Source organism: Mumia zhuanghuii (assembly GCF_042681565.1).
GTDB lineage: Bacteria > Actinomycetota > Actinomycetes > Propionibacteriales > Nocardioidaceae > Mumia.
Window position 1 is genome coordinate 38,366 of the sequence record NZ_JBHUFT010000003.1, and the last position, 24,034, is coordinate 62,399.

The window sequence follows — 24,034 nt, forward strand, 5'->3', positions numbered from 1 at the left end:
ATCACTTCGGCCCCCCGTCGCCGCCCACGATCTCGACCCTACGTCCGCGCCGAACGCTTGCCCAGCGCTGCTCGGGCGACCACCGGGACGACGGTTACAAGCGGTACGAGCAGCACAGCAGCGCTCAGGACGCCGTAGCCGACCAGGTCGAACGGCGGCACCGCCACACCGAGGAGGCCGCCGCTGACGCCTAGGACCGCCGGGATCACCGTGGCAGTCCCGATCAGCCAGGCCAGGCCTCCGATGACCAGGGCCTCGACGCTCGCCATCGCGATCAGCTGGCGTCGGGTTGCGCCGGTGCGCCACAGCAGCACCAGCTCGTCGCGTCGTCCGGCGGTGCTGAGGACCAGCGCGTTGGCGGCGGCCACCACGACGAAGACCAGCAGCAGGAGCAGCAGCAGGGCAGAGAGGTCCCGCGCTGCGGCCCCCGACTCGGTCGTCGACGCGACGTACGCCGCCTCGTCGGTCGCCGTGAGCCCGAGGCCGGCGACCGCGGCCCCCACACCCGGCTCGTCGGCGCGAAGCAGCACCGTGTCGGCACGGACGTCGACACCGTGCACCGCGGGAGTGCCCTGGCCGACGAGATAGTCCCCGAAACCCAGGCCGCGGTCATAGATCGCGACGACCTCCGCCCACGCGAAGTCGTCGCCGGCCCAGCGGATCGCGATCTTCTCGCCGATGCCCTTGCCGGTGTCGAGGCGCGCGTCTCGACTGATCGCGACGGTGTCCGGGGCGTCCAGCGCGGCCAGGTCGCCGTCGCGAACGCCAGGATCGAGCATGCCGTCGAGCTCGCCGGCCGGGAGGCCGCGTACCTGCGTCGGCTCCCATCCCAGCGGCCCGAGCCACCCGGCCTCGTCATCGGTACGCACACTCGCAGGCACCGTGGCGAGCGGGGCCGCCGCGTCGACGCCGGGCAGGGTGGCGAGTGCGGCGAGCCGGGACTCGTCGAGGTCGCTGCCGGTGACGATCAGGTCGGCGTCCAGGCCGGCCGCCAGCTGGCGCTCGCCGGCCACCGCCAAGGTGTCGTCGGTCGTGGCCTGGACGGTGCCGACCCCCAAGGCGAGGGCGAGCGGCACCACCACGGTGGTCAGCCGTCGCGAGAAGCCGCGGGTGTTGGCGAGCGCCAGGCGGGTGGCCGGTCCGCCTCGCAGGCTGGCATGGTCCAGCAGCCACGCGACGAGCACGGGGCCGGCGGCAGCCGCCGCACCGACGAGCAGGAACGCCGAGGTCGCGGCCATCGCGCTTCCGAGGGTGCCGGGCATGAACAGCGGGCTCAGCGCCATGATGAGGCCGGCTCCGGCGAGGGCGAGGGCGCTGATCCGGCGGACGCGCCCGATGCCGACCGGCTCGACGACGCTCTGCGTGACTGCTGCGGTCGGCGCGGCACGCAGCGTCGACCGCGTCGCCAACCGAGCGGCCAGCCACGCCACCGGCAGCAGGACGAGCGCGGCCGCCAGCACAGGCAGGGGTGAGAGCGCCATCTGGAAGTCCGGCCCCACCATGTCTGCCTCGACCAGGACGGGCGTCAGCAGCCGGACGGCGACGAGGCCGACGAGTGCACCCAGCGGCGCCGCCACCAGCACGACCAGGCTGATCTCGCGGGCGACCAGCCCACGGACCTGGCCGCGGGTCGCGCCGACCGCGCGCAGCAGCGCAAAGTCCCGTTGCCGTCGGCGCAGGGCGAGCGAGACGGTCGCCGAGACCACGAAGACGATCAGCATGGTCGCGGTGCCGGTGAAGGAGAGGGCCAGGAGGATCAGGAACCCGGCGCCGCCCGGTGAGCGGAGGCCGGACTCGATGAGGACTCCGGTCCCGGAGACCAGCACGGCGGCAAGGGCGACCACCAAGAACGGGCCGACCAGGCCCGGCAGGTGGGCGGTGGCACCAGAGCGGGCGAGACGCCACATCGTGCTCATCGCTCCAGCCCGAGCATACGCTCGGCGACCGAAGCCGCCGTCGGGTTCGTGAGCCGGTCGACCAGACGTCCGTCGGAGAGGAAGAGCACCTGCTCGGCGGTCGCAGCCACCAGCGGGTCGTGGGTCACCATGACCACGGTCTGCCCGAGCCGGGACGCGGTCTCGCGCAGCAGGGCCAGGACGGCCGTGCCGGTACGGCGGTCGAGTGCGCCGGTCGGCTCGTCGGCGAAGACGACGGTGGGCCGGGAGAAGAGCGCGCGCGCGATCGCGACGCGCTGGGCCTGCCCGCCGGAGAGCTCGCCGGGGCGGCGCTGCGTCATCTCGGCCAGCCCGACGGCGTCGAGCAGCTCGGCCAGCCAGCGTGGCTCGTCGGCCTTCCCGGCCAGCATCGCGGGCAGCGTGACGTTGTCGGCCACGCTGAGGTGCGGGACGAGGTTGTACGACTGGAAGATGAAGCCGATGTGGTCGCGGCGGAACCGGGTCAGTGCATCGGGCGAGAGCGTGCTGATGTCGTGCTCACCGACAGTGATCCTGCCGCTGGTCGGCGCGTCGAGTCCGGCGGCGCAGTTGAGCAGCGTCGACTTGCCCGAGCCTGAGGGGCCCATCACCGCGGTGAAGGAGCCAGGCTCCAGGGCCAGCGAGACGCCGCGCAGCGCGTGGACTGGTCCCGAGCTTCCTGCGTACTGCTTGTGCACGTCGACGAGGCTCAGCGCCGGACGGGTGGCGCCGTTCGCGTGCGGGTGAGCGGTGCGGTGGGTGGTGGGGGCGGTCATCGCCGCTCCTCGGTCATCGGAAGAGAACACACGATGACGGTACGAATCCGCGGGGGTGTGCCACGAGCCGCGCAGGAAGGAGATCTCCGGCTTGCATCCTTCGATGCAAGCGCGGCCGCCGCGCGGGCCGGGGTCCGCTCAGTCGGGGACGGCGACGACCTTGTTCTGGTACGCCCAGACCGCAGCCTGGAGTCGGGAGCGGACGCCGAGCTTCGGCATCATCCGGGCCAGGTGCGACTTCACCGTCGAGGTCTCCAGGACCAGCTGCGCGGCGATCTCGTCGTTGGACAGACCTTGCGCGAGCAAGAGCAGGATGTCGAGCTCACGGGCGGTGAGCAGCTCGGTGGCCCGACCGGCGGTGACAGGGACGATCTCTCGGCGCGTCACCACCTCGCGCAGCACCCGCTTGGTCAGTGCGTCGTCGAGGGTGCCATTGCCCCGAGCGACCGAGCGCACCGCTGCGACCAGCACCTCGGGCTCGGCGTCCTTGAGCAGGAACCCCGAGGCCCCGGCCTCCAGCGCCCCAAAGAGGTAGTCGTCGATGTCGAAGGTGGTGAGCACCAGGACGGGAATCGGATCGGTCACGCCAGGCCCGCACAGCTCCCGCGTGGCGCTGATGCCGTCCTGCCCGGGCATCCGGATGTCCATGCAGACCACGTCCGGTCGCAGGGCGCGCGCGGCCTCGACCGCTTCGCGGCCGTCGGAGGCGACAGCGACCACCTCGAGGTCCGGCTCGGCGTCGATGAGCGTCCGCAATCCGGCGCGCACCAGCGCCTGGTCGTCGGCGATCAGGACCCGGGTCATGCGTCCTCCGTGGTGGCTGTCGTGCGGTCGATGTGCTGGGTGTCCTGGTCCCGCGGGATCCGCAGCCGGACCAGCCAGCCGCCGTCCTGGGTGGGACCGATGTCGAGGCTGGCGCCGGTGAGCTCGGCGCGCTCACGCATCCCGACCAGGCCGAACCCTGACCTCCCCGGCTGCGCCGCAGGACCGCCAGGCCGGTCGTTGCGGACGGTGAGCAGCACGGCCTCGGGGTCCCGGTCGTCGACGGTCACCTCGGTGGGTGCGCCAGGCGCGTGCCGGGCAGCGTTGGCGAGGGCCTCCTGCGCCATCCGGTACGCCGCGAGCTGGCCCAGCGGACCGACTCCGTGACCGACCTGCTGGTGGTCTCCGGCCAGCACCGTCAGCCGGACGTCGCGGACGGTGCCGCTGACGTCGTCGACGAGCGCGGGAATGCCGGCCAGGGACTCCGGCCGTACCCGCTCGGGCGTGTCCGTACGACCGTCGTCCTCGCGCAGCAGGCCGACCAGGCTGCGCAGGTCACGCAGCACCGCGGTGCTCTGGGTGCGTACCTGCGCGACGGCGGCCTTGGCGGCCTCGGGGTCGGAGTCGATCTGCGTGCCGATGGCCGCGGTCATCACCGCGATCCCGGACAGGTGGTGGGCGGCGATGTCGTGCAGCTCGCGCGCCATGGCAGTCCGTTCGCGGGCGACGGCGGCCTGGACGAGCGCGCCACGCTCACGTTCCAGCGCGTCCACCCGGCTCTGCCGCGCCTGCCGGATCTCTCGCCGGGTGGCCACCGCGATCGCGACCGCCAGCGGGAGCCCCACCGTGCCGACACCCTGGAGCGCACCGAGGCCGAGCGCGAGTGCCACCGGCTCATCACTGAACGTCGCGCTGATCATCGAGCCGGCAGCCGCAAGCACCCCGGCGGCGGCGAAGGTCGGCCAGGAGCGGGAGAGCGGCTGCGCCAACCCCAGGGTGTAGGAGGCGACGAAGACGGCCAGCTGGGCCAGGCCGATCCCGTCCCCCAGGCCCCACACGGCGCACAGCAGCATCCCGAGGGAGACCAGGAGCAGGACGGCACGCGGCGCGGTACGACGCCACAGCAGCGCCACCGCCTGGAGCACGATCGTGACCGCACCGAGGCCCCAACCGAGGGCGGACGGGATCGGCTCCACCACCCCGGCCTCCGGGGCCACGGCGGTCACGACGCAGAACGCGGCGAGAGCGACGAGCGCGAGGGTCCCCGTCACCAGTGCGACCCACCGGTCGACGACCGGGACGCTGCCACGACGAGTCACGACCGGAACGCTACCTGGGGGCCAAGCCCCACGCAGCGGCCGGGACCTGCGGGCGATCGGGGAGGACGTACGACCAGTGGAGGCAGTTCGAGTCTTTCCCCCGGTTCATGGAGGGCATCGTCGAGAAGGCCGGCGACGTGCTGAACGTCGTCGAGCGTCGCGTCGCGGGAGACCTCAAGCGCTTCAAGGAGTTCATCGAGTCCCGTGGCGTCGAGACCGGCGCGTGGCGAGGAGAGGTGAAGCCGACCGGCGAGGTCGACCCGTTGGGTGGGACGCACCGCCACTGAGCTGTGCTGAACCCGTGACAGAGAGGCCGTCCCCCCAGCTCGTGGGGGACGGCCTCTGTCGTCCCCACACCTTTCAGCCGTCGACGTCCGCCGTGCGCGCCACGAGGTCCGCCAGCAGAGCCGGCATCCCTTCTCGCTCGCACACGGCTCGTTGGCGGACGTACTCAGGAGGCTCGACGAGGATCGCCTGCACGGCGTCGAGGGGTCCGTCCACACCGTCAGGCGCCAGCTGCTTACGTGCGTCGTCGAGCGCGCGTGCCGCGACCTCACGCATGGGTCGTCGTGACCGGCCCGCATCGACGACCGTCGCTTCGAGGCCGAAGCGGCACGCTCGAAGGTCGTTCGCGAGGACGACCTCGTCCGGGAGGTCATCAGGGTCAGGAAACTCGACGGCATGTCGGGCAAGGCCCTGCACCAGGGCAGTCAGGCCGGCGGCGCGTGCGAGCGACGACTGCGCGTCCATGACTCGTACCTCCACCGTCCCCAGTCTCGGGTGCGGACGGAGCTCCCAGCACACGTAGCTGTAGTCGGGCACCTCGTGCGCCCACATGGCGAGCCCGATCGCTGCGACGTACTCATCCCAGCTTCGGAGCACGGGCGGCATGGTCGTCCGCGGATACGACCTGAGGATGGCTGGACGGGCGCAGGCGAGTCCGGAGTCGCGGGCGTGCCAGTACGGCGATCCTGCGGCGAGCGCACGGAAGGCGGACAGCCGGTTGCGCAGTCCGCGGTAGACCTTCAGGGCGGTGGGCGGGTCCGGCACGCCGACGTGCACCTGGAAGGCCGCGGTCGGCGTACGCAGCAGGCCGGCGAACTCGTCGCCGATCCGGTCGTATCGTCGCGACGTCGAGATGTCCACGGAGCCGAAGCCGGAGCTTGGGTGGAGACCGACTGCCATCGGTCGGACGCCTTCGGTGATCAGTGATCTCCGTAGGTGTTTCAGCGACTGGCGCACTTCCTCGGCGTCCGAGCACACGGGCGTCTCGAGCTCGAGCTCGTCGACGAAGATCTCGCCCTTGAGGGTGCCGTGTGTTCCGCGGTTACTAAGGGTGGCCGTCAGCGGTGCCGCTGCCGGTCCGAGCATCTGCCCTCGCTGGTCGACGAGGAGCAGCTCGTCCTCGCCCCCGACGGTGAACTCGCCCCCTGGATGCCATTCGAGGCAAGGCACTCCTGGGCCGGAGACCTCGGTGCTGCTTGCACGCGAACCTCTCGACACCAGGCCTCCAGAAGATAGGTGCGGACTGCTGTGTCCAGGTACCCGGCGATGTGGAGGCAATGCGTCACGGGCTACCTCGATCGACACCATCGCGAGGAGCAGCACCACCATGCGGGTGGTGGCGCCGAGGGCCGACCGCCAATTCGGGGCCGGTGACAGGAGTCGAACCCGCGACATCCTCATTACAAGTTGCACGCGGCGTGTCCGGCGATGGCCGCTGAGATGCGTTTGCGCAGGTCAGCAGGGATCTGGATTCCGCCGCGGTTCCTCGACGGCCGCTGCTTCTCGGGCGTTTGGCTACTCGTTCGGCTACTCGTGGGGGTCGCGTCCAGTGATGACGCTGCACAAGCTGCACGCCGGTGACGGCTACACCTACCTGACCCGACAGGTCGCGTCTGGAGATGTCACGCGGACTGCCAGCCAGTCGCTGGCGGACTACTACCTCGCGTCCGGGAACCCGACCGGTCGGTGGATGGGAGTCGGGGCGCGCGAGCTGGCCGTCAGCGGGACGGTGCGCGAGGACCAGATGCGGTCCCTGTTCGGCGCCGGAATGCACCCCGATGCCGAACAGATCATCGCGCTCGAGGAAGCCAACGGCGCGAGTCCGGAGGCCGCGAGGACCGCCGCCCGGCTGGGACAGGCCTTTCCCGCCTTCCACACGCGCGAGTCACGGGACGATCGGATCGCGGAGCGGATCGCCCGATACGAGGCCAAGGACGGCCACGCCCCAGACGCGACGACACGGGCTCGGATCGAGACATCCGAGGCCGCGAAGGAACGTCGCGCCGTCGCCGGGTACGACCTCGTATTCACCCCGGTCAAGAGCGCCTCGATCCTGTGGGGACTCGGCGACGCCGCCACCCGCCAAGCGGCCTCCGACGCCCACCACGCCGCAGTCGAGAACGTCCTCGCCTGGTTGGAGACGGAGACCTGCTTCGCCCGCACCGGCAAGGCCGGCGTCCAGACCAAGGCCCGCGGATTCATCGCAGCCGCGTTCGACCACTTCGACTCCCGCTCCGGCGACCCCGACCTGCACACACACGTAGCGATCTCGAATAAGGTCCGCGCCCTTCACGACCTCTCCGACGGTCGAGCACACTGGCTGTCGCTCGACGCTCGCGTCCTGCACGCGGCAGGAGTCGCGGCATCTGAGCGGTACAACACCCGCTTCGAGGACGAGCTCAGCCGACGGCTTGGCGTCGCGTTCACCGAACGTCCCGACACGGTCCGCGCCGACAAGCGACCGGTACGCGAGATCGCCGGCGTGCCGTTCGATCTGATCCGGTCGTTCTCCCAACGCCGTGCCGCGATCGAGGACCGCTACCGTGAGCTCGCCGCCGACTACCGCAATACCCACAGGCACGACCCCGACACCGCCGCCCAGCTCCGACTCGCCCAGCAGGCCACCCTCGACACCCGCGGCGACAAGATCCTCGGCGAAACCCTGGCCGACAAGATCACCCGCTGGCGCACCGAAGCTCGACCGTTCCTCGGCAAGGACCCCGACCGGCGATTGGCCGAGTTGATGAACCCGAAGGCGCCGGCGCGCGCGTGGGATCCGGACGAGGTGCCGGTCGACCTGATCGCCGAGGTCGCCACCTCCGTGGTCGCTGAGCACAAGGCGACCTGGACCCGCTGGAACGTCCTCGCCGAGATCGAACGCCAGATCCGCCACCTTCGCTTCGCGACCGCTCCTCACCGCGAACGCGTCACCGTGCGCGCTCTCGAGCGCGCACTCTCCCCCGACGTCGCGGTCCCACTCTCCAACGACGCGACCACCTACGGTTCACCCCGGTACACGACCCAGCACATCCTCGACGCCGAGCAGCGACTCCTCGACACCGCACGCGCCCACACAGACCACCCGGTCATGGCCGAGCCCGATGCCGTTGCCCGAATCTGGGCCTACGAAGAGGCGCAAGGCCACCGGCTCGACCCTGGCCAGCGCCGGCTCGTCCTCGACTTCCTCACCAATCCCCACGCACTGTCGATCGGAGTCGGACCAGCGGGGTCAGGGAAGACCACCGCTATGCGCGCCCTCGCCACCATCTGGCGCGAAGCGGGACGCCGCGTTATTCCGCTCGCTCCGTCGGCGACCGCTGCGCAGGTCCTTGCAGACGAGCTCGGCACCAGGGCCGAGAACCTCCACAAGTTCCAGCACCTCACCGCCGAGCCAGTAAGTGGCGACGACTGGGCTCACCTGCGACCAGGCGACCTGGTGCTCGTCGACGAAGCCAGTCTCGCCGGCACCACACGTCTCGACTGGCTCACCCAGCACGCCCATATGGCCGGTGCCGTCGTCCGCTTACTCGGCGACCCGTACCAGCTCTCGGCGGTCGAAGCCGGCGGCGCCTTCCGACTCCTGGTCGGCGACATCGGCGGACCCGAACTCGACACGCTCCACCGCTTCCACAACCCCGACGAGGCGGCGGCGACCCTCCAGATCCGCGGAGGAGACCCGGCCGGTCTGCGCTTCTACGAGGACAACCACCGCGTCGTGACCGGCAGCGGGCCGCATCTTCTCGAGTACGCTTACAACGCCTGGGAGCGCGACACCCGACGCGGACTCAGCAGCATCATCATCGCCAGCACCGAACGGGACGCGCGCGCCCTCAACACGACCGCCCGCGCGGCGAGAATCCGAGCCGGGGAGATCGGCCGAGCCGGCGGCGTACGACTGCGCGATGGCACCACCGCCGGCGTCGGCGACATCATCACCACCCGTCGCAACAACCGTGCCCTCACCACGATCCACGGCACGTACGTGAAGAACGGCGACCGATGGACTGTCACTGAGGTCAGCGGGGACGGGCGACTGCACGTCGAACGCGGCGGCGCCTGTGTCGAACTGCCGTCCGGCTACGTTGCCGACCACGTCCAGCTCGGGTACGCCGTCACGACCCACCGCGCGCAAGGTGCCACGGCCGACACCGCGCACGTCATCGTCGACGAAACCACGACCCGGGAAGCTCTCTATGTCGGTGCCACCAGAGCTAGGACCTGCACCTACCTGTACGTCGCAGACCAGCAACTGCTCAGACTCGACACCGATCGACCACCAACTCCCGAAAGCAATCCGTTCGAAATGCTGCGCGAAGCGCTCTCACGCTCAGGCCCGCACAGATCCGCGACACAAACGCGCCGGTCGGCACGGCGCCGCGCGCGAACATCGAACCTGCAACTCCCTCAGCACCGGCGTGACGACAACGGGAACCTCGGGCCGGGGCGAGCGGGTATCGCCCGATCTTGGTGACATCCCTGTTTTGGTTTCTAAGGGGTAAAGGTTTGTCAGAGCAGGATCAGACTGTAACGCTGACCTCAGGACGACGCGTGAGGGGGCGGCAGCTGAACGCCTAGGTAGGGCGACAGCGGAGTCTCATTCGGGTTAATCTCCAGTGCGCCATTCGCGAAGATCCGTCGCGATTGGAGACTTCGCAACTCATGCCATACATCGGTTGAAACTCGCGTCGAACCGACTCTTTGACGCCCGAGAACGACCGCACATTCATCTGCTTGACTCTCTAGCGGGTCGAGCCAGATCGCGAAAACATGACACTCTTCGCCCTTCTCGAGTTGAGATTCAGCACAGGCCCGTTCGAGCCAGGGGTACTCCTCGTCCCCAAAGGAAAGCGGCAGTTCTGTAACTGGAAGGCTCCAGTATTGCGAGTCTTGACCGAGCAACTCGACATCGGACGGCTCCTTCATCCAGCGCGGCTCTCGCGCGCTCGAGCGCCAAAGCCGGAACGTGTGCCCAACCACCTCGCGCAGCGACCGAAGACCCGCTCGGCGTAGTTCTTTCGCGAGCCTCGAAGGAGGAACTCCTTTCTCCCAAAGTTCGGAATAGAGCTTCCATTCCTCCTCATCGGCACCGCCCCTGGCGCTACCGACTTCAGACCGAAAGACCTCCAAGGAGTTGTCGTCACCCTCCACACGCCGACTCCAAGCCCGTCTGTAGGCGTCGATTATGTGCTCGCTATTCCGAGCTTCGCCACTCACGTCACTGCCTCCCATGACGACGCTGGTACAGAGGAATAATGTTGAACTTGGGACGGAACTTCCAGAACTTCCAACCCCAGTTTCCGATACCGATTCTGATCCTGATGCGATGCAAGTAGTGGCCCCGCGGCGGGGTCGCGCCGTGCGCCCTCATGATATCAGTTGCAATGTCGGCCGCGATGGACATGAGGATGTCGACCACGATCTTGACCACGGTCCCCCAATTCGGGACCTTGCTCACATACTTAAGACCCTCCGAGATCAAATCGGTGAAGCGCTTAGCGTTCCTAATACGTTTCGCCCATTTTGCGGCATTCTCTGGCTTAATCTTCTTGTTAAACAGCCACTTTGTCGCCAGGCCGGGCAGGTCGGCAAGGTTGATCGGATCCGCGGGGTAAATGTAGCTATTGTCGTTGCCTCCCGAAATTGCGTCGCGCGACAGAAAACGGCCGGTCGTCGGATTATAGAGCCGCGCTCCCATCAGCATTAATCCACCAACAAGGTTGGCGGGTCGGGCCGCGCCGCCGTGCCACCCATAGGTCTGCACAGCACCCGCCTGCAGCCCTCCGAACTCATCGAACTCGCTGAACGGGCCGATGGCAACATTGCCCTCCATATCCGTGCCGGCTCTGAGAACCAAATGGCCCTGAAGATCCGCGAGATCGAATATTGCTGGCCCTTCGTCGAGCTGCTGGCCAACCAATGTCCCAAACGGCCCGGTCAGGTTGCGGCTCCACGTGACAGAGCCTTCCTCGCCCGTTGAATCTCCAGCGATGGTCGTGGACCACGCTGGCGAATCGCTCTCATCCGAGAAGTGGTTGAGCGTTCGGACCGGGGTGGCGCCGACGTGTTGCTCGATTACGGCTATGCGGTCCGCCGGGTCAAGTTCGTACGCGACGCCATTCTCCGCTAGCGGATCAGTTGACGCTTCACCTTGGGCTAGGGAGGCGACCATGTCATTGGCGAAGTACCGAACGTCGACCTCGCCTCCGGCAGGCATGTTCGACGCTTCGCCTGGAATCGTCCGCGTGCGGCCGAGCGCGTCGTACGAGTACCCGCCCGTGATCCGATCTGCTGCATCGAACGCGGACGCGATGGTTGTCGGAGCGCTTCCATCACAGCGTCCGCTGGAATCGGCTCCGCTCTTTGTGAGTGCGTCGCGGTTGGAGTCGAGGCTCAGGCTGTACTCACGTCGCTCACACATGCTCTGCTCAACCGGTCCGACTCCGGACGTGTCATCGACGCGCACCAAGCGGTCCCGCCGGTCGTACCGGAACGACCGGTCTGACCCGGGGGTCACCGACGTCCGCACACGGTCGGAGATGTCGTAGGTCTGGCTGAAGGAAACGACTTCTTCGCCGACGGTGTAGGCGAGGTTTGTCGGGTTGTCGGCGGCATCGTAGGTCCACCGGGCGGTAATCCCGTTCGGGTAGGTCATCGTCGCTGGCGCGCCCCTGGGCGTGTACTCGACGGTAAACTCGTCGGCCTGACCGTTTGGCAGGTCGACGTCGAGCCCGGTAACGAGGCCGCGATGCTCTCCGCTGCCTTCGTACGAATATGTGTATCCGCCCTTGCCGTCGTTATGCGTCGACAGACGACCGGCCCTGTCGTACGTCTTCGTGCTTGTGTTTCCGCTGCTGTCTGTACGGCTCTTCTCGCGTCCCCACGAGTCATAGGTGATCGAGATCGTCGACTCGTCGTTGGAGATCGCCGTGAGCGCACCTGTCACCGTGTCATAGGTGTAGTTCGTCCTAGCTACGGCGCGGTCTCCCGCCGGCGCGTTGTTGACAATGGTGTGCTCGGACGTGATGTGCCCAGCGTCGTCAAACGTATTGGTCGTAACCCGCTCGATCTCGTTGGACGGAGTCGTCGGACTGGGGTCGCGCGATTCTTTGATCAACGTCGGATTGAGCTGGGGGTCGTAGGCGGCGTAGAGCGTCGTAGGCACGCTCGCTCCGCTCGCGGGCTGTCCCGCGGGTCCCGTGAGGCACTCCTGTCCGGCCCACTGGGGCTTGTTGCGGCATCTGGAGTCACGAGCGCTGTCGTCGGCGGTGTAGTAGACCGTGATCGTGGAGCGGGGATCAGTTCCGGCTCCGTCGTGGCTTGCGACCCCCTGCGGCGTGCGAGTCTCAATTTCCTTGCCCTCGGTGTCGTGCCGAGTGAGCGTGGTCGACCAGTTGCTTGGCTGCGCCTTGTCACCACCGAGCCACACGCTGGTGCGTGTAGCGACTCCGAGTTCCCAGCCATTGCCGTCGCCGTTCTGGACGGGGTCATAGCGGTAGCGCGTGACCTTTTCGTCGTAGTACGCGCCGCCCCAGAGGTCGAGCACGCTTGATGTCTCCTCGACGACCAGATTGCGTGGGGTCTCTGGTTCATCGGCTGGCCGGCCAACGATCAGTTGTGTCTGCGTTGTCTCATCGTCGTAGGTGTAGGAGGTGACAGGACGTCCCTGGACAACCTCTCCCGACTCAGTCACGACCGCGCGCTGCGGGCCCAAGATCGACTCGACGCGGGTGCCGTCGGCGTTGTACCCCGTGATGGTGCTGAGATCGATCGCCTCGGTCGTGCGTTGCGCGGGATCGATGGCGAGGATCCGGGCGCGTGCCGCGGCGTCGATTGCCCAGGTGACGTTTCCGTGCTTGTCGTATCCGTAAGAGTCGACGAGCCAGTCGCCAGCACCGTAGACGGCGGTGTTGGTCGTGTGTCCCTCGACGTCGTAGTAGGTCAGTGACGCATACTTCCAGTCCCGCTCCGCGGGAGCGTTCGGGCCGAAGACTGCGGCGCCAGCGATAGGTGCGTCTGTCCCGCCTTGGTCCCAGGCTGTGATCGCCTGCGGTGTCAGGTCGGGCAGGTCCTCGCCGGAGGTCGGTACTTGGTAGACGATCTCCCAGCGTGCTTTGTCGTTGGACCCTGGCAGTGTGCGTTGGACCTGGTCGAGTCGGTCATTGTCGTCGTCGTAGCCGAGTTCCCACGTTTCCTCTCCGGCGGGCGTGACGCTAGAGAGCCTGCTCTGATCTCCCGAGCCGCTGTAGGCATAGGTCGTGGCCGCACCCTCCCCGTCGGCGTTGGTAACGCGGGGATCGGCTACTCCCGTGAGCCTGCCTTCGTCGTCGTAGCTGTACTCGGCGACAACGGTCGATTGCGGACCGGTGGTTGCGTGGACGATCTCTGCCACGCTCGTCAGCCGTGACCCGAGACCGCCGGAGATGTCGGAGTAGGTCAGATGCGTGTGGCGACATCCGACGTCCTGGCTGGTCTCGCTGCACGCCAAGGTCGCCGAGACGGGTGTAAAGATGTCGCTGACCCTGCCCTGTGGGTCGTGTCCGAAGGTGGTGGCACCCACCTCGGCAGGGCCGGTCACCGAGGTCAACTGCCACGCGCCGCCGCCAGGTGTGGCGGTCCAAACGGTGATCGTGCCGTCGTCCTCACGTAGCCGCAAGCGCCACTCCGACATGCTGGCCTCCAACGTGAGGGCGCCAGTGATGTCGCCGAATCCCTTGACGAACGTGAACGTCCCGGTCGACCCGGCCGCGATCGGCCCGGCTCCGGTTCCCCACAACGTCATCGCCCCGTCGGCGGGCTCGAGGACGAGCAGGCCGAGACCGGTCAGGTCGTCGCGAACCTCGAGTCCCGACGTGGCGCCTCCACTCCCAGACAGGTCGGCCGCCCAGCCCGGGCCGAGCACACTCGCGGCATTGGTTGCCGGGCCGCTCATCGAGCGGTAAGTGCGCCCGATTCCGGCTGCGTCGGAATCCTCGACCATCACCTCGCCCGAGTACAGCGATACTGTGCCTGGGCCCACCTCCGCGACAGGAAAGGAGTCCCCAAACGCCCCGGGAATCAGCGAGACGGTGCGTGCGGGACCGCATTTCATCCCGCTCGTTGTGGAGTCGAAGCACACCCGCACGTCAATCAGAGCCGGTGACGGCACCGCGTCCTGCCTAGCGTCCCAGATCAACTGTCCCGTCGTCTTCATGGCCCCAGCCAGCTGCAACGTGCCGTCCCAGTCACCACCATCACGCTCGGTCAGCGCATCGACGGGCGCCCACGCCGCCGAGCTTCCACTGGCACGCCACTCGAGAGTCAGCTCGTCCACGAACCCCGGACCGTGCGCCTCAATCGCGAAGGTAGATGTGGACCGTTCACCACCGACCGGCGCCACCAGGCTGGCCGCACCGACACCGAAACCGAAGGTGATCGTCTGGGACTTGTTGCCGGCGCGGTCCGCGGAGTAATACTCAATCTGCGTCGCACCCGACTCGGGGATCGCGATCGCGCCTGTGCTTCCCGTGCTTGTCTTCCACGCACCGTCGTTCAGGCGCCACGACCACGAGACCACATCCGCCGAACCCCCGAACGTACAGGTCGTGCTCGCGGCCGGCCGCGTGTCGTACCACACTCCGTTGGAGTAGCCCGGGCACGAGATCGTCGCCGTAGGCACGGCCGTGTCGACTGTGAAGGTGGTTGACGCGGAGTAGTTCTTCGAGATCAGACCTGCTGAGTCCCGAGCCCGCGCCTTCGTGGTGTACACCCCGTCGGTGTTGAGGGTGTAGGAACGAACCGAGCTTCCGTTCGACGACACCGCCGACCCCGCCAGGCCGGACCATGAGCCCGCCGGTCCCGACACGTCGAACAGACCGGTCAGCGTGCCACCATCGGGGTCAGTCACCTTAGAGGACACGTTGAATGTCTTCTTGTTCACGTACGTGACACCGCCGTAGGTGGTCGCACCCACCACCACCGGCGCCGCCGCCTTGTTCGGGTAGGAGTTGTAGGTGACGCTCATCCGCGGGCGGGTGTCAGTGTTCGTGTGCTCACTGGAGCGGTACTTGCGCCACGTCGCGTTACTTGCCTCATTGTCGGCAGCCACCCGAATGCCATTGTTTGCGGCGCCATCTGCCCACGCCTGGACAATGGCCGTAGCGTCCCATGAAGCCTGGTTCCCATCGGCGTCGCACGAGGCCGAGTAGCCGTAGGCGGGAGCGAATGTGCTCGAGCCGGTCGACGTGACCGTCGGCTGGTTGTCCCAGGTCAGGTCCCCGACCGCCCAGGTCTCGGTGATGCGGGCGATCCGGATCGCCGAGGACGTGCACGAGCCGGAGTACCAGTTCCGCATCTTGAACGTCGCCGACACGATGTCCTGACCCGATCCACCATTGTCATTGAGCATTCCGATGAACTTCACGAACGACCGCGCCTTGTGCCCGCCGGCGTCATAGGTACCCGCCCGCAATTCGGTAGAGCCACCCTGGCTCGTCGTGTAGCCGGCGTTCTGAACCCACGAGTCGCCGTTGGCGTACATCGTGTACGACGGATCGACCGTCACCGGGTACACCGTCGCAGGATCCGACAACCAGTGTGCATCCGGCGACAGCACCAACGTCTGCTTCTCACTCGCACCGCTGCCCGAGGCCTCGACCGCCGCCTCAACCGGCTCGACGTTGTTCGGCAGATCATCATTGCCCACGGCGGCGTCCCACATGAGCGGTTGCGGAGCGGTGACGACCTTCTTGCCGTCGGCCTTTACCACCAGCGAGCCGCTGTCGTTGACAGTCAGCTCTCCATCCGGGATCTGCAGCGGGATCGGAATCTCTAATGGCTCCGTCGGTGCCGCCTGCAGCACCACCGAGTGTGAGAACCCCGTCGGCAGCGCCTGCACCACCAGGTCGCCGTTCTCCAAGGCTCGCGGATAGGTAACCGTGTCACCATCGACAACCGGCTTCGGGAGCGCCGTCGGCCAACCGAAGCTCGACCTGTTGCCCTTCTCGTCAGTCACCGTCGCAAACGTCTTGTCGCCGCCAGGCGAGAACACCACATCCGCCGACGCGTACCTCGCAGTTAGTCCCGTAGCTCCTGCGATGGGCACAATGGTGGTGTCGATGTCGTGCCAGGCTCCCGCTTCGTCGACGACACGCACCGGACCCGATGCGGCCTCCTGCGTCCACGTCCCGTCAGGGTTCGCGAACAACTGCGTTGACTCGGTGCGCGCCGACAGATCCTCGACCTTCTCGTCAGCCAAACGCGCCGCCAGGGCCGCCGACACCGCGTCCGGACGATCCTGGACTCCGTCACGATCCGAGTCCGTCACCACCACGGAGGGCGATGGCTCCTCCGGTTCGGTGAGTGCGGCCGCCGAGGATGCCGGGCCCAGGGTTCCCGCGACCAGCGCGGTGGAGACCGTGATGACAATCGATGCGACCATCCGCGACGCTATACCACGAGTGACCATTTCCAACCCGACCTGTCTTGCAGTAGTCACCCCAGCGGTGACCCAGGTGGTGAAAACTAGCCACACTGCGACCGTCGTTGTCACCCCGAAATCAGCCGATGATCAAGAACCAATCAAAACTTGTCATCCGCATGACAAACTCAAGCTTCCCAAATTGGACAAATGGATTGAGCGTGGTCCAGTGGGGCTCGCCGAGGATCGATGACGCTGCCGCAGGCATGCGCTCAGTGGGAGTCAGCCAGTCACGCATCACCGCCAACGACCCCGTCGTCGTCTTGAACGTCCGCGTCTCACCATGCCGGCTCCCACGCCGCTTCGGTGACGGTGTGTGTCCGGACCCGAGTCCTTGCCGACATCGAGCCCTTCCGGGCGACGTCTTGGTCGTGAGGGTCGCGGCCGAGCGTGACCGGTGGGGGTGGTCGCGGTGGAGGTGTTGTTTGAGCGGGCAGCCTCGGCGTAGTCGGCAAGGTCGATCCGGAACGGGACGCGAAGTTCTTCAGTCGAACTCCCCGGCAGGACCTCATTATTCGCCTCCAACTCCTCTCGGCCAATGAACGCCGCGCGGTACACCTGGCAGACGTACTGGGCAAGTGTCGACTTGCCCTGACCGGGAACGCCTTCTACGAGGGTCAACGGCGGGGTCGCCTTGTCGAGAAGATGATCGGCGACGTGTTCTACGTCGCGAAGCGACATCGTTGTGCCGCGGGGAGCGCTCGTCCTATGTGCGGTCACGTCGACGAACAGATCGCTTAGCAGGTCGCTGACGAGATCGATCTGGCGGAACTTCAGGCGTTTGTCTCGCGACCAGTGCGTGGCCACGTAGGTGACGAGGATGTCCTTCTCACGCCGCTCCCCATCCTCCAGATTCATCGAGGTCAGAAGGGCGAAGAGCGCGTCGGTGCCCGCGAGCATGTCGACGTAGGCGAGTTTGATCTCCCAGGGCGCATTGTCGACCCAGGCGTCGAGGTCCGATGACCAGACGCAGGACATCTGGACCCTGTACTTCTTCGACAGCGCGGTGAGTTCCTTCTCGACTTCGTCGCGCGAACCCGAGCCAGGCGCGGCTCCGCCTTCAACGTTGGTCATCAGGATGTACCGGGTGCACCCCTCTCGGACGAGGCGTTCGATATTCGCCGCCTCCCCATTGATCTGTTGCTTTATCCACGTGGCCCTCTTCTTGCGGCGATCACCGGAGAACTTCACCTGAAGGATCGTCCGGTTCTCACCGGTGCCGGAGACCATGTCGCGGCCGCCATCTTTCTCGCCCACCGGAAAGACGGACACGTCCGCGAAACGGTCGAGCACCAGCGCGGCGCACAATTGCTGGAAGCGCTTGTCTCCGAGACGCTCATAGGCTCCGGTCGGTCGATGAGGGTCAATGACGTCAGCAGTGCTTGGTGTCGGAAGGTGATGTCCATCCGACCGTGTCGGCCGCTGACGGCACTGCCATCCCAACCCGGGCAATAGTCGATTGCGGCCTCCATCACTACGGCTTCGACAATCCGCTCCGGACAGGAGCTCCGAGGTGTACCTGAGTTCAGGGGGTTGCGTCCACCCCCGTCATCAAGAGTCGTCTTCCGAGGAGGGCGAGGGCAGTCAATCCTGGGGTGAACGTCGACGGACGGAGGACGTCATGACTTCACTCCTGCTACGGCCGATCGAAGCGGCCGAACAGCTCGGCATCGGCCGCACGAAGCTCTACGAGCTGATGAGCGCCGGCAAGCTCGGCTACGTCCAGATTGGAGCACTGCGCCGCGTCCCACTCGCGGCGCTCGAGAAGTTCATCGCAGACAATTTCGCTTCCGTGCACCAGGATTCGAGCGATGCCCCGCACGCCACCGCCGATCTGTGACCGGGCGGGGTGCTTCCGCGCGCCGCTCGTCCAGATCGTCGACCTCGCTGGCGTATCGCAAAGGCTCTGTCGTCGGCACTGCCGTGACGTCCTTGAGGCCACCGTGTTCTCGGCGCCGACGCTCCCGAGCCTGGGACGCTTGGGTGACCCCGATGCCACTGTAACGCTGCCCATCGTCCTGACTCGGTGGGACGACGCGAGCTGGGTGAGCGAGAGTGCCTAGCAGCAAGCGCCGCAGTCGTGGAGAAGGCGCCGTTTATCAGCTTGAGAACGGGCGGTGGCGTGGCGCAGTAGACCTCGGATGGGTCAACGGCAGCCGGCGACGCAGGTACGTGCGTGGCGTGACCAAGGCCGAGGTTCTCAAAGAGATGCGCAAGCTCGTGCAACAGGCTGAGGAAGGCCGGTTGAGCACCGAGCGAATCCCAACCCTGGAGCAATGGATGCAACGCTGGCTCCACGATGTCGCGTCGGCGACGGTTCGACCGACGACGCTCGCCCGGTACGAGCAGGAGATCCGACTCCACGTGGTTCCGGCCCTCGGTCGCATGAAGCTCGATGCACTCAGGCCGCATCACATCGCCGGCCTCTACCAGGACAAGCGCTCGGAACTCTCCCCAGCAGCATCCGCCGGCTGCACGCGATGATCTGACGCAGCCTGACGATCGCCATGCGCTGGGGTCTGATCCCCACCAACCCTGCCCAAATGGTGGATCCGCCGCCGATGACCCGCACCACCATTCATCCCTTCACCCGCGAGGAAGCCGAGCGATTCAGCACCGCGGCTGCTGACGACCGCCTCGCGGCACGGTGGCTCATCGGGCTTCTCCTTGGACTCCGTCAGGGAGAGGCCCTCGGAATCACCTGGGACAACATCGACATTGACTCACGGACACTCACGGTGAGCCACGCCCTCCAGCGGACCGACAACAACTTCCAGCTGGTGGCGCCTAAGACCAAACGGTCAGTCCGAGTGCTCCCGCTGCCTGTCGTCGTAGCCACTGCTCTGGAGAAGCGGCGGACGGAGCAGCAGGCGGAAGCAGAGCGCGCGGCCCAGCTCTGGAAAGGCAACGAGCGCGGTCTCGTCTTCACCACCCACGTCGGCTCACCGATTGAGCGCAGCAACGACTACCGCGCCTTCCAAGCGCTCCTGCGGCGCGCCGGTCTTCGCAAGATTCGCCTGCACGACCTGCGCCACACGACCGCCAGCCTCATGCTCGAGCAGGGCGTGCCCGCCCGGGTCGTGATGGAGCTGCTCGGTCACTCTCAGATCAGCCTGACCCTGGACACCTATACCCACGTCGACAAGCGCCTGCTGGCCGACGCTTCCGCGCTCATCGAGCGCCTGATCGGAGGCGAGTGAGATGCCGTTGGCTGCCAGTTTGGCTGCCACGGCCGAGATTTCGGCCCTCGCCGGGACCGCCCCGCAGGCAACCTGCGCCGCTTACCTGCACAAACACCTGGAGCCGGTGACAGGAGTCGAACCCGCGACATCCTCATTACAAGTGAGGCGCTCTACCAACTGAGCTACACCGGCAAAGCCTCGTACGAGCCGAGGCCGCGCCCATCTTAGCCGCCGACGCTCTGTGCGGAACGCCGCGAGGTCGCTCCGAGCTGGACGACGAGGCCGACGACGAAGAGGACGACCAGCGCCCCGTACCAGAGCCACGACGGGTCGGCGAGGCTGAAGGCGTGGTCGATCTGCTGGTCGTTGATCTCGCCGACCAGCAGCATGACGCCGGTGAGCGCCAGCGTCGCACCCGACCAGGCGCTCACGATGACGAGCAGCAGCGCCGGGAGCGAGGCGACCACGGCGATGATGACGAGCACCGCGGCGACGATGATCCCGACCGTCGTGAACACCCAGTCCTTGTCCGCGCCGAAGGCGTTCGCGAGGAAGACGCCGAGCACGTAGCCCATGGCGCCGACCCAGATCACGACGCCGAGCCAGTACCAGGCGTAGGCCAGCACACCGAGCACGAGCGCACCGACGATGGCGGCTACCCAGCCCCAGGTGGTGCCGAGCAGCTCACCACCGGCCTGGCCCTGCACGAGCTCTGCGCCCAGGAAGAAGCCGACGACCGCGCCTGCCAACGCGATCAGCGCGCGAAGCGCGGCGCCGCCCCAGAAGACGAGGACGACACCGAGCCCGAGCAGGATCAGCGCGAGAACCACATCGTTGGTGCCAGCGTCATTCATGGGCCGAGCCTATGCGACCTTCAGTGTGCGGACAGCCGACCTGTCAAGCGACCGTGTCGCTCCGCGCTCGCCCCACGGAGCCCGGTGATCTCGACACGCTTGCCCTTGCGCGCGTACTTGGCCGCGATGGCGTCGAGCGCGGCGACGGTCGAGGCGTCCCACACGTGTGCGGCCGAGAGGTCGATCCGTACGCGCTCAGGGTCGTCGGCGTACGAGAACTGCGTGTACAGGTCGTTGCTCGAGGCGAAAAAGAGCTCGCCGGTGACGCGGTAGACGGCGACAGCCCCGTCCTCCTCGTCGACGAGCGTGCGCTCGGTGGCGGCGACGTGCGCGACGCGGCGGGCGAACAGCGTCGTCGCCACCAGAACGCCGACGGCGACACCGATCGCGAGGTTGTGCGTGGCGACGGTGACGAGGACCGTCGCGACCATGACGGCGGTCTCCGACCGAGGCATCCGGCGCAGCGTCGACGGCCGGACGGAGTGCCAGTCGAACGTGCCGACGCACACCATGATCATCACCGCGACGAGTGCGGCCATCGGGATCAGTGCGACGACGTCACCGAACCCGACGACGAGGATCAGGAGGAACACTCCGGCCAGGAAGGTGGAGATCCGGGTGCGCGCACCGGAGACCTTCACGTTGATCATCGTCTGGCCGATCATGGCGCAGCCGCCCATCCCGCCGAAGAAGCCGGTGATGACGTTCGCGGCGCCCTGGCCCCACGTCTCGCGGGTCTTGTCCGAGTGCGTGTCGGTGATGTCGTCGACGAGCTTGGCGGTCAGCAGCGACTCGAGGATGCCGACGAGCGCCATCGCCAGCGCGTACGGCGCGATGATCTGCAGGGTGTCGAGGGTGAACGGCACGTCGGGGACGAACCACGCCGGGAGGCTGTCCGGGAGCGTCCCCTCGTCGCCGACGTTCGGGACGTCGAGCGCGCCGACGACGGTGAAGGCGGTCAGCGCGACGATCGCCACCAGCGGTGCCGGGATGATCTTGTTGATCCGCGGGAAGCCGACGATCATCGCGATGCCGACCGCGACCATCGGATAGACGAGCCACGGGACGTCCACGAGGTGCGGGAGCTGCGCCAAGAAGATGAGAATCGCGAGGGCGTTGACGAACCCGACCATCACCGACCGCGGGATGAAGCGCATCAGCTTCGCGACCCCCGCCAGGGCGAGGAGGATCTGGATCACGCCGCCGAGCAGCACGGTTGCGATGAGGTAGTCGTACCCGTGGTCGCGCATCACCGGGGCGATCACCAGCGCGACCGCACCGGTGGCTGCGGAGATCATCGCCGGACGGCCGCCGAGGAATGCGATCGCCACGGCCATCGTGAACGACGCGAACAGGCCGACCCGCGGGTCCACGCCCGCGATGATCGAGAACGAGATCGCCTCGGGGATGAGCGCGAGCGCGACGACGAGCCCGGCCAGGACCTCCGTACGGAGGATCTTGGGCGACCGCAGCGCGTGCACGACGCTGTGGTCGGCGTGCGAGTCGGTCGAGGGCAGGGGTGAGCTCACGACGATGCTCCGTTCGAGGGGATCCGAGAAGAAGGTGGGGCGGCGGACGGCCTGTCCGCACGCGACACCTCCCGTACTGTCGTTCGACGGTACGGGAACGTGTCCGCGAACAACTATCGTCCGACGGGTGAGTCTGCTGCGACGTCCCGGGGTCCGGCGAGCGGTGCTCGGATGCGGACTCGTCCTCTGCGTCGCGGTCGAGCACGCCGTGATGAGCGGCACCGCCCTTCCGGCGTCCCAGGGCTGGTGGGCTGCGGTCGGGGTCATCGTGGTCGCTGTTGCGCTGCTGATCCGGGCGCGACTGCCGGAGGCCGCGCTGGCACTCGCCTTCGCGCTCGTCGGCGGCACCAGCGTGCTCAACGACGGCTGGAACCTGACCACGTACGTTTCCTTCGGCGCCGTCCTCAGCTTCCTCATCGGACGGTGGGCCGACGGGGTGCGTTCGACGGCGGCCGTCGTGGTCGCCTCGCTCGCGGCGCTGCTGCTGCTCGACGCCCTGGTCAACGACCCCTCGTGGTCCGGCTGGCTCGGCCGTGGCGCCGCGCTGACCGGCAACACGATCCTCTTCATGGGGCTCCCCTGGCTGTGTGGGCGCTACCTGCGCCAGGTCGCGTCCCACCACGCCGCGGCCGTCGAGCACGCCCAGCTGCGAGAACGGGCCCGGATCGCACAGGAGATGCACGACTCGCTCGGCCACGAGCTCAGCCTGATCGCCCTCCGCGCAGGGGCCCTCGAGATCAGGTCAGGGATCCCGGACGAGGCCCGGCAAGCGGCCGCAGCACTCCGGTCGGCTGCAGCCGACGCGACGGACCGGCTCGGCCAGATCGTCGGTGTCCTTCGGCCGGGCGAGGAGGAGGTCCCGCTCGAGCCTGCCGCAGCGAGCATCGCCGAGCTGGTGGAGCGCGCCAGGGACTCCGGTCTCGACGTCCGCCTCGAGGGTGCTGCCGACGCGCTCGCGCCGTTGCAGCAGGTCGCCGCCCGCCGCGTGGTCCAGGAAGGGCTCACCAACGCCGCCCGGCATGCACCGGGCGCACCCGTGACCGTGCGTCTGGAGCGTGGCCGTCAGGCCGTCCACGTCTTCGTCCTCAATGGCGCCGCGCGCGAACGACCGCGCGATGGCATCACGAGCCGACTCGGGCTGGCCGGACTCGACGAGGCGGCACGCGCCGCCGGCGGCTCGCTGCGCCACGGACCGACGGGAAACGGCGGGTTCGCCCTGGTCGCAGAGCTCCCGGTGACAGACCGGGCACGTCGCAGCGCCGCCGAGGCGACCTCGTGATCCGCGTGGTCCTCGCCGACGACGAGGCGATGGTACGGGCCGGGGTGCGCGCGATCCTGGAGACGGATCCCGCGATCGAGGTGGTCGCCGAGGCAGCGGACGGCAGAAGCGCGGTCGACGCCGTGCAGCGGCACCGGCCGGACGTCGCGCTGCTCGACATCCGGATGCCGCGCATGGACGGCCTCGCCGCCGCTGCGGAGATCCGGCGCACGGTGCCCGAGGCGGGTGTCGTGATGCTGACGACCTTTTCGGACGACGCCTTCATCGCCCGCGCTCTCGGCGACGGAGCGAGCGGGTTCTTGCTGAAGTCCGGCGATCCGCGCGAGCTCCTCGCCGGCGTCCACGCGGTCGCCGACGGCGCGGCATACCTGTCCCCGACCGTGGCGCAGCGGGTGATCGCCGAGATCGGCGCCGGTGCCGGTGACCGCATGGCGCGAGCGGCCGAGGCGCGTGCCAAGGTCGCGATGCTGACGAACCGCGAGCGGGACGTGATGGCGCTGGTCGGCGCCGGGCTCTCCAACGCCGAGATCGGCCGCCGGCTCCACCTCGTCGAAGGCACCGTGAAGGCCTACCTGAGCAGTGCCTTCGGGCGCCTCGGTGTGCGCAACCGCGTGCAGGCAGCCGTCCTCGCCTACGAGGCAGGGCTCGTCGGCGAGGACGTTTAGGGCCTCCCCTGCTGG

At 67.7% G+C, this 24,034-nt stretch carries 16 protein-coding genes and 1 tRNA gene; 7 read left to right on the forward strand and 10 right to left on the reverse strand.

Annotation, left to right across the window (positions count from 1 at the left end; translation table 11 throughout):
• Nucleotides 1-38: 38 nt before the first annotated feature.
• The 4 genes from ACFSDF_RS05965 to ACFSDF_RS05980 form a co-directional block, all read right to left on the reverse strand.
• Nucleotides 39-1,916, reverse strand: coding sequence for an ABC transporter permease (locus ACFSDF_RS05965; RefSeq protein ID WP_167001478.1), 1,878 nt, complete (start codon nucleotides 1,914-1,916; stop codon nucleotides 39-41).
• Nucleotides 1,913-2,689, reverse strand: a complete 777-nt coding sequence (locus ACFSDF_RS05970) for an ABC transporter ATP-binding protein (RefSeq protein ID WP_167001477.1) — start codon at nucleotides 2,687-2,689, stop codon at nucleotides 1,913-1,915. The genes ACFSDF_RS05965 and ACFSDF_RS05970 overlap by 4 nt, the downstream gene beginning before the upstream one ends.
• Before the next feature lie 138 nt (nucleotides 2,690-2,827).
• Entirely contained in the window at nucleotides 2,828-3,493 is a 666-nt protein-coding gene (locus tag ACFSDF_RS05975) for a response regulator (protein WP_167001476.1), read from the reverse strand.
• Nucleotides 3,490-4,770: a sensor histidine kinase gene (locus tag ACFSDF_RS05980; protein WP_243845025.1), complete on the reverse strand. Its 1,281-nt coding sequence runs from the start codon at nucleotides 4,768-4,770 to the stop codon at nucleotides 3,490-3,492. The genes ACFSDF_RS05975 and ACFSDF_RS05980 overlap by 4 nt, the downstream gene beginning before the upstream one ends.
• 107 nt (nucleotides 4,771-4,877) lie before the next feature.
• Between ACFSDF_RS05980 and ACFSDF_RS05985 the strand changes: the two genes are divergently transcribed.
• Nucleotides 4,878-5,057, forward strand: coding sequence for an SRPBCC family protein (locus ACFSDF_RS05985; protein WP_208322312.1), 180 nt, complete (start codon nucleotides 4,878-4,880; stop codon nucleotides 5,055-5,057).
• A 73-nt stretch (nucleotides 5,058-5,130) separates the two neighbouring features.
• On the opposite strand, the gene ACFSDF_RS05990 is transcribed toward ACFSDF_RS05985, so the two are convergent.
• The gene (locus ACFSDF_RS05990) at nucleotides 5,131-6,225 is read right to left on the reverse strand and encodes a carboxylate-amine ligase (RefSeq protein ID WP_167001474.1); all 1,095 of its coding nucleotides are present in this window, start codon (nucleotides 6,223-6,225) and stop codon (nucleotides 5,131-5,133) included.
• Nucleotides 6,226-6,607: 382 nt separating this feature from the next.
• On the opposite strand from ACFSDF_RS05990, the gene mobF reads away from it, so the two are divergent.
• Complete coding sequence (gene mobF, locus ACFSDF_RS05995; protein ID WP_167001473.1) at nucleotides 6,608-9,526, forward strand: MobF family relaxase; 2,919 nt, start codon at nucleotides 6,608-6,610, stop codon at nucleotides 9,524-9,526.
• A gap of 744 nt (nucleotides 9,527-10,270) precedes the next feature.
• Here the strand turns inward: mobF and ACFSDF_RS06000 are convergent.
• Nucleotides 10,271-16,471, reverse strand: coding sequence for a DNRLRE domain-containing protein (locus tag ACFSDF_RS06000; protein WP_167001472.1), 6,201 nt, complete (start codon nucleotides 16,469-16,471; stop codon nucleotides 10,271-10,273).
• A 276-nt stretch (nucleotides 16,472-16,747) separates the two neighbouring features.
• Nucleotides 16,748-17,803 (reverse strand): hypothetical protein, encoded by a 1,056-nt coding sequence (locus ACFSDF_RS06005; protein ID WP_182397135.1) that lies wholly within the window; start codon nucleotides 17,801-17,803, stop codon nucleotides 16,748-16,750.
• A gap of 328 nt (nucleotides 17,804-18,131) precedes the next feature.
• On the opposite strand from ACFSDF_RS06005, the gene ACFSDF_RS06010 reads away from it, so the two are divergent.
• The 3 genes from ACFSDF_RS06010 to ACFSDF_RS06020 all read left to right on the forward strand — a co-directional run bounded on the left by ACFSDF_RS06010 (nucleotide 18,132) and on the right by ACFSDF_RS06020 (nucleotide 19,710).
• Nucleotides 18,132-18,350: a helix-turn-helix domain-containing protein gene (locus ACFSDF_RS06010; protein WP_167001471.1), complete on the forward strand. Its 219-nt coding sequence runs from the start codon at nucleotides 18,132-18,134 to the stop codon at nucleotides 18,348-18,350.
• A gap of 341 nt (nucleotides 18,351-18,691) precedes the next feature.
• Complete coding sequence (locus ACFSDF_RS06015) at nucleotides 18,692-18,994, forward strand: N-terminal phage integrase SAM-like domain-containing protein (protein ID WP_167001470.1); 303 nt, start codon at nucleotides 18,692-18,694, stop codon at nucleotides 18,992-18,994.
• A gap of 23 nt (nucleotides 18,995-19,017) precedes the next feature.
• Nucleotides 19,018-19,710 (forward strand): site-specific integrase, encoded by a 693-nt coding sequence (locus ACFSDF_RS06020; RefSeq protein ID WP_167001469.1) that lies wholly within the window; start codon nucleotides 19,018-19,020, stop codon nucleotides 19,708-19,710.
• Nucleotides 19,711-19,808: 98 nt separating this feature from the next.
• Here ACFSDF_RS06020 and ACFSDF_RS06025 read toward each other — a convergent pair.
• From ACFSDF_RS06025 to ACFSDF_RS06035, 3 genes are all read right to left on the reverse strand, one after another.
• A tRNA-Thr gene (locus ACFSDF_RS06025) sits at nucleotides 19,809-19,884 on the reverse strand.
• 32 nt (nucleotides 19,885-19,916) lie between these two features.
• Nucleotides 19,917-20,546, reverse strand: a complete 630-nt coding sequence (locus ACFSDF_RS06030; RefSeq protein ID WP_167001468.1) for a TM7S3/TM198-like domain-containing protein — start codon at nucleotides 20,544-20,546, stop codon at nucleotides 19,917-19,919.
• Nucleotides 20,547-20,566: 20 nt separating this feature from the next.
• Nucleotides 20,567-22,075 carry a SulP family inorganic anion transporter gene (locus ACFSDF_RS06035; protein WP_243842872.1) on the reverse strand — a complete coding sequence of 503 codons (1,509 nt, stop codon included), beginning with the start codon at nucleotides 22,073-22,075 and terminating at the stop codon, nucleotides 20,567-20,569.
• 127 nt (nucleotides 22,076-22,202) lie between these two features.
• Between ACFSDF_RS06035 and ACFSDF_RS06040 the strand changes: the two genes are divergently transcribed.
• Nucleotides 22,203-23,354 carry a sensor histidine kinase gene (locus ACFSDF_RS06040; protein WP_377156662.1) on the forward strand — a complete coding sequence of 384 codons (1,152 nt, stop codon included), beginning with the start codon at nucleotides 22,203-22,205 and terminating at the stop codon, nucleotides 23,352-23,354.
• Complete coding sequence (locus tag ACFSDF_RS06045; protein ID WP_167001466.1) at nucleotides 23,351-24,019, forward strand: response regulator transcription factor; 669 nt, start codon at nucleotides 23,351-23,353, stop codon at nucleotides 24,017-24,019. Before ACFSDF_RS06040 ends, ACFSDF_RS06045 begins: the two co-directional genes overlap by 4 nt.
• The last annotated feature ends 15 nt before the right edge of the window (nucleotides 24,020-24,034 follow it).

Coding starts and splice junctions, on each gene's coding strand:
- ACFSDF_RS05970 (WP_167001477.1), bottom strand. CDS start 2,689: ATGACCGCCCCCACCACCCACCGCACCGCTCACCCGCACGCGAACGGC.
- ACFSDF_RS06010 (WP_167001471.1), top strand. CDS start 18,132: ATGACTTCACTCCTGCTACGGCCGATCGAAGCGGCCGAACAGCTCGGC.
- mobF (WP_167001473.1), top strand. CDS start 6,608: ATGACGCTGCACAAGCTGCACGCCGGTGACGGCTACACCTACCTGACC.
- ACFSDF_RS06000 (WP_167001472.1), bottom strand. CDS start 16,471: ATGGTCGCATCGATTGTCATCACGGTCTCCACCGCGCTGGTCGCGGGA.
- ACFSDF_RS06020 (WP_167001469.1), top strand. CDS start 19,018: ATGCGCTGGGGTCTGATCCCCACCAACCCTGCCCAAATGGTGGATCCG.
- ACFSDF_RS05985 (WP_208322312.1), top strand. CDS start 4,878: ATGGAGGGCATCGTCGAGAAGGCCGGCGACGTGCTGAACGTCGTCGAG.
- ACFSDF_RS05965 (WP_167001478.1), bottom strand. CDS start 1,916: ATGAGCACGATGTGGCGTCTCGCCCGCTCTGGTGCCACCGCCCACCTG.
- ACFSDF_RS06030 (WP_167001468.1), bottom strand. CDS start 20,546: ATGAATGACGCTGGCACCAACGATGTGGTTCTCGCGCTGATCCTGCTC.
- ACFSDF_RS05975 (WP_167001476.1), bottom strand. CDS start 3,493: ATGACCCGGGTCCTGATCGCCGACGACCAGGCGCTGGTGCGCGCCGGA.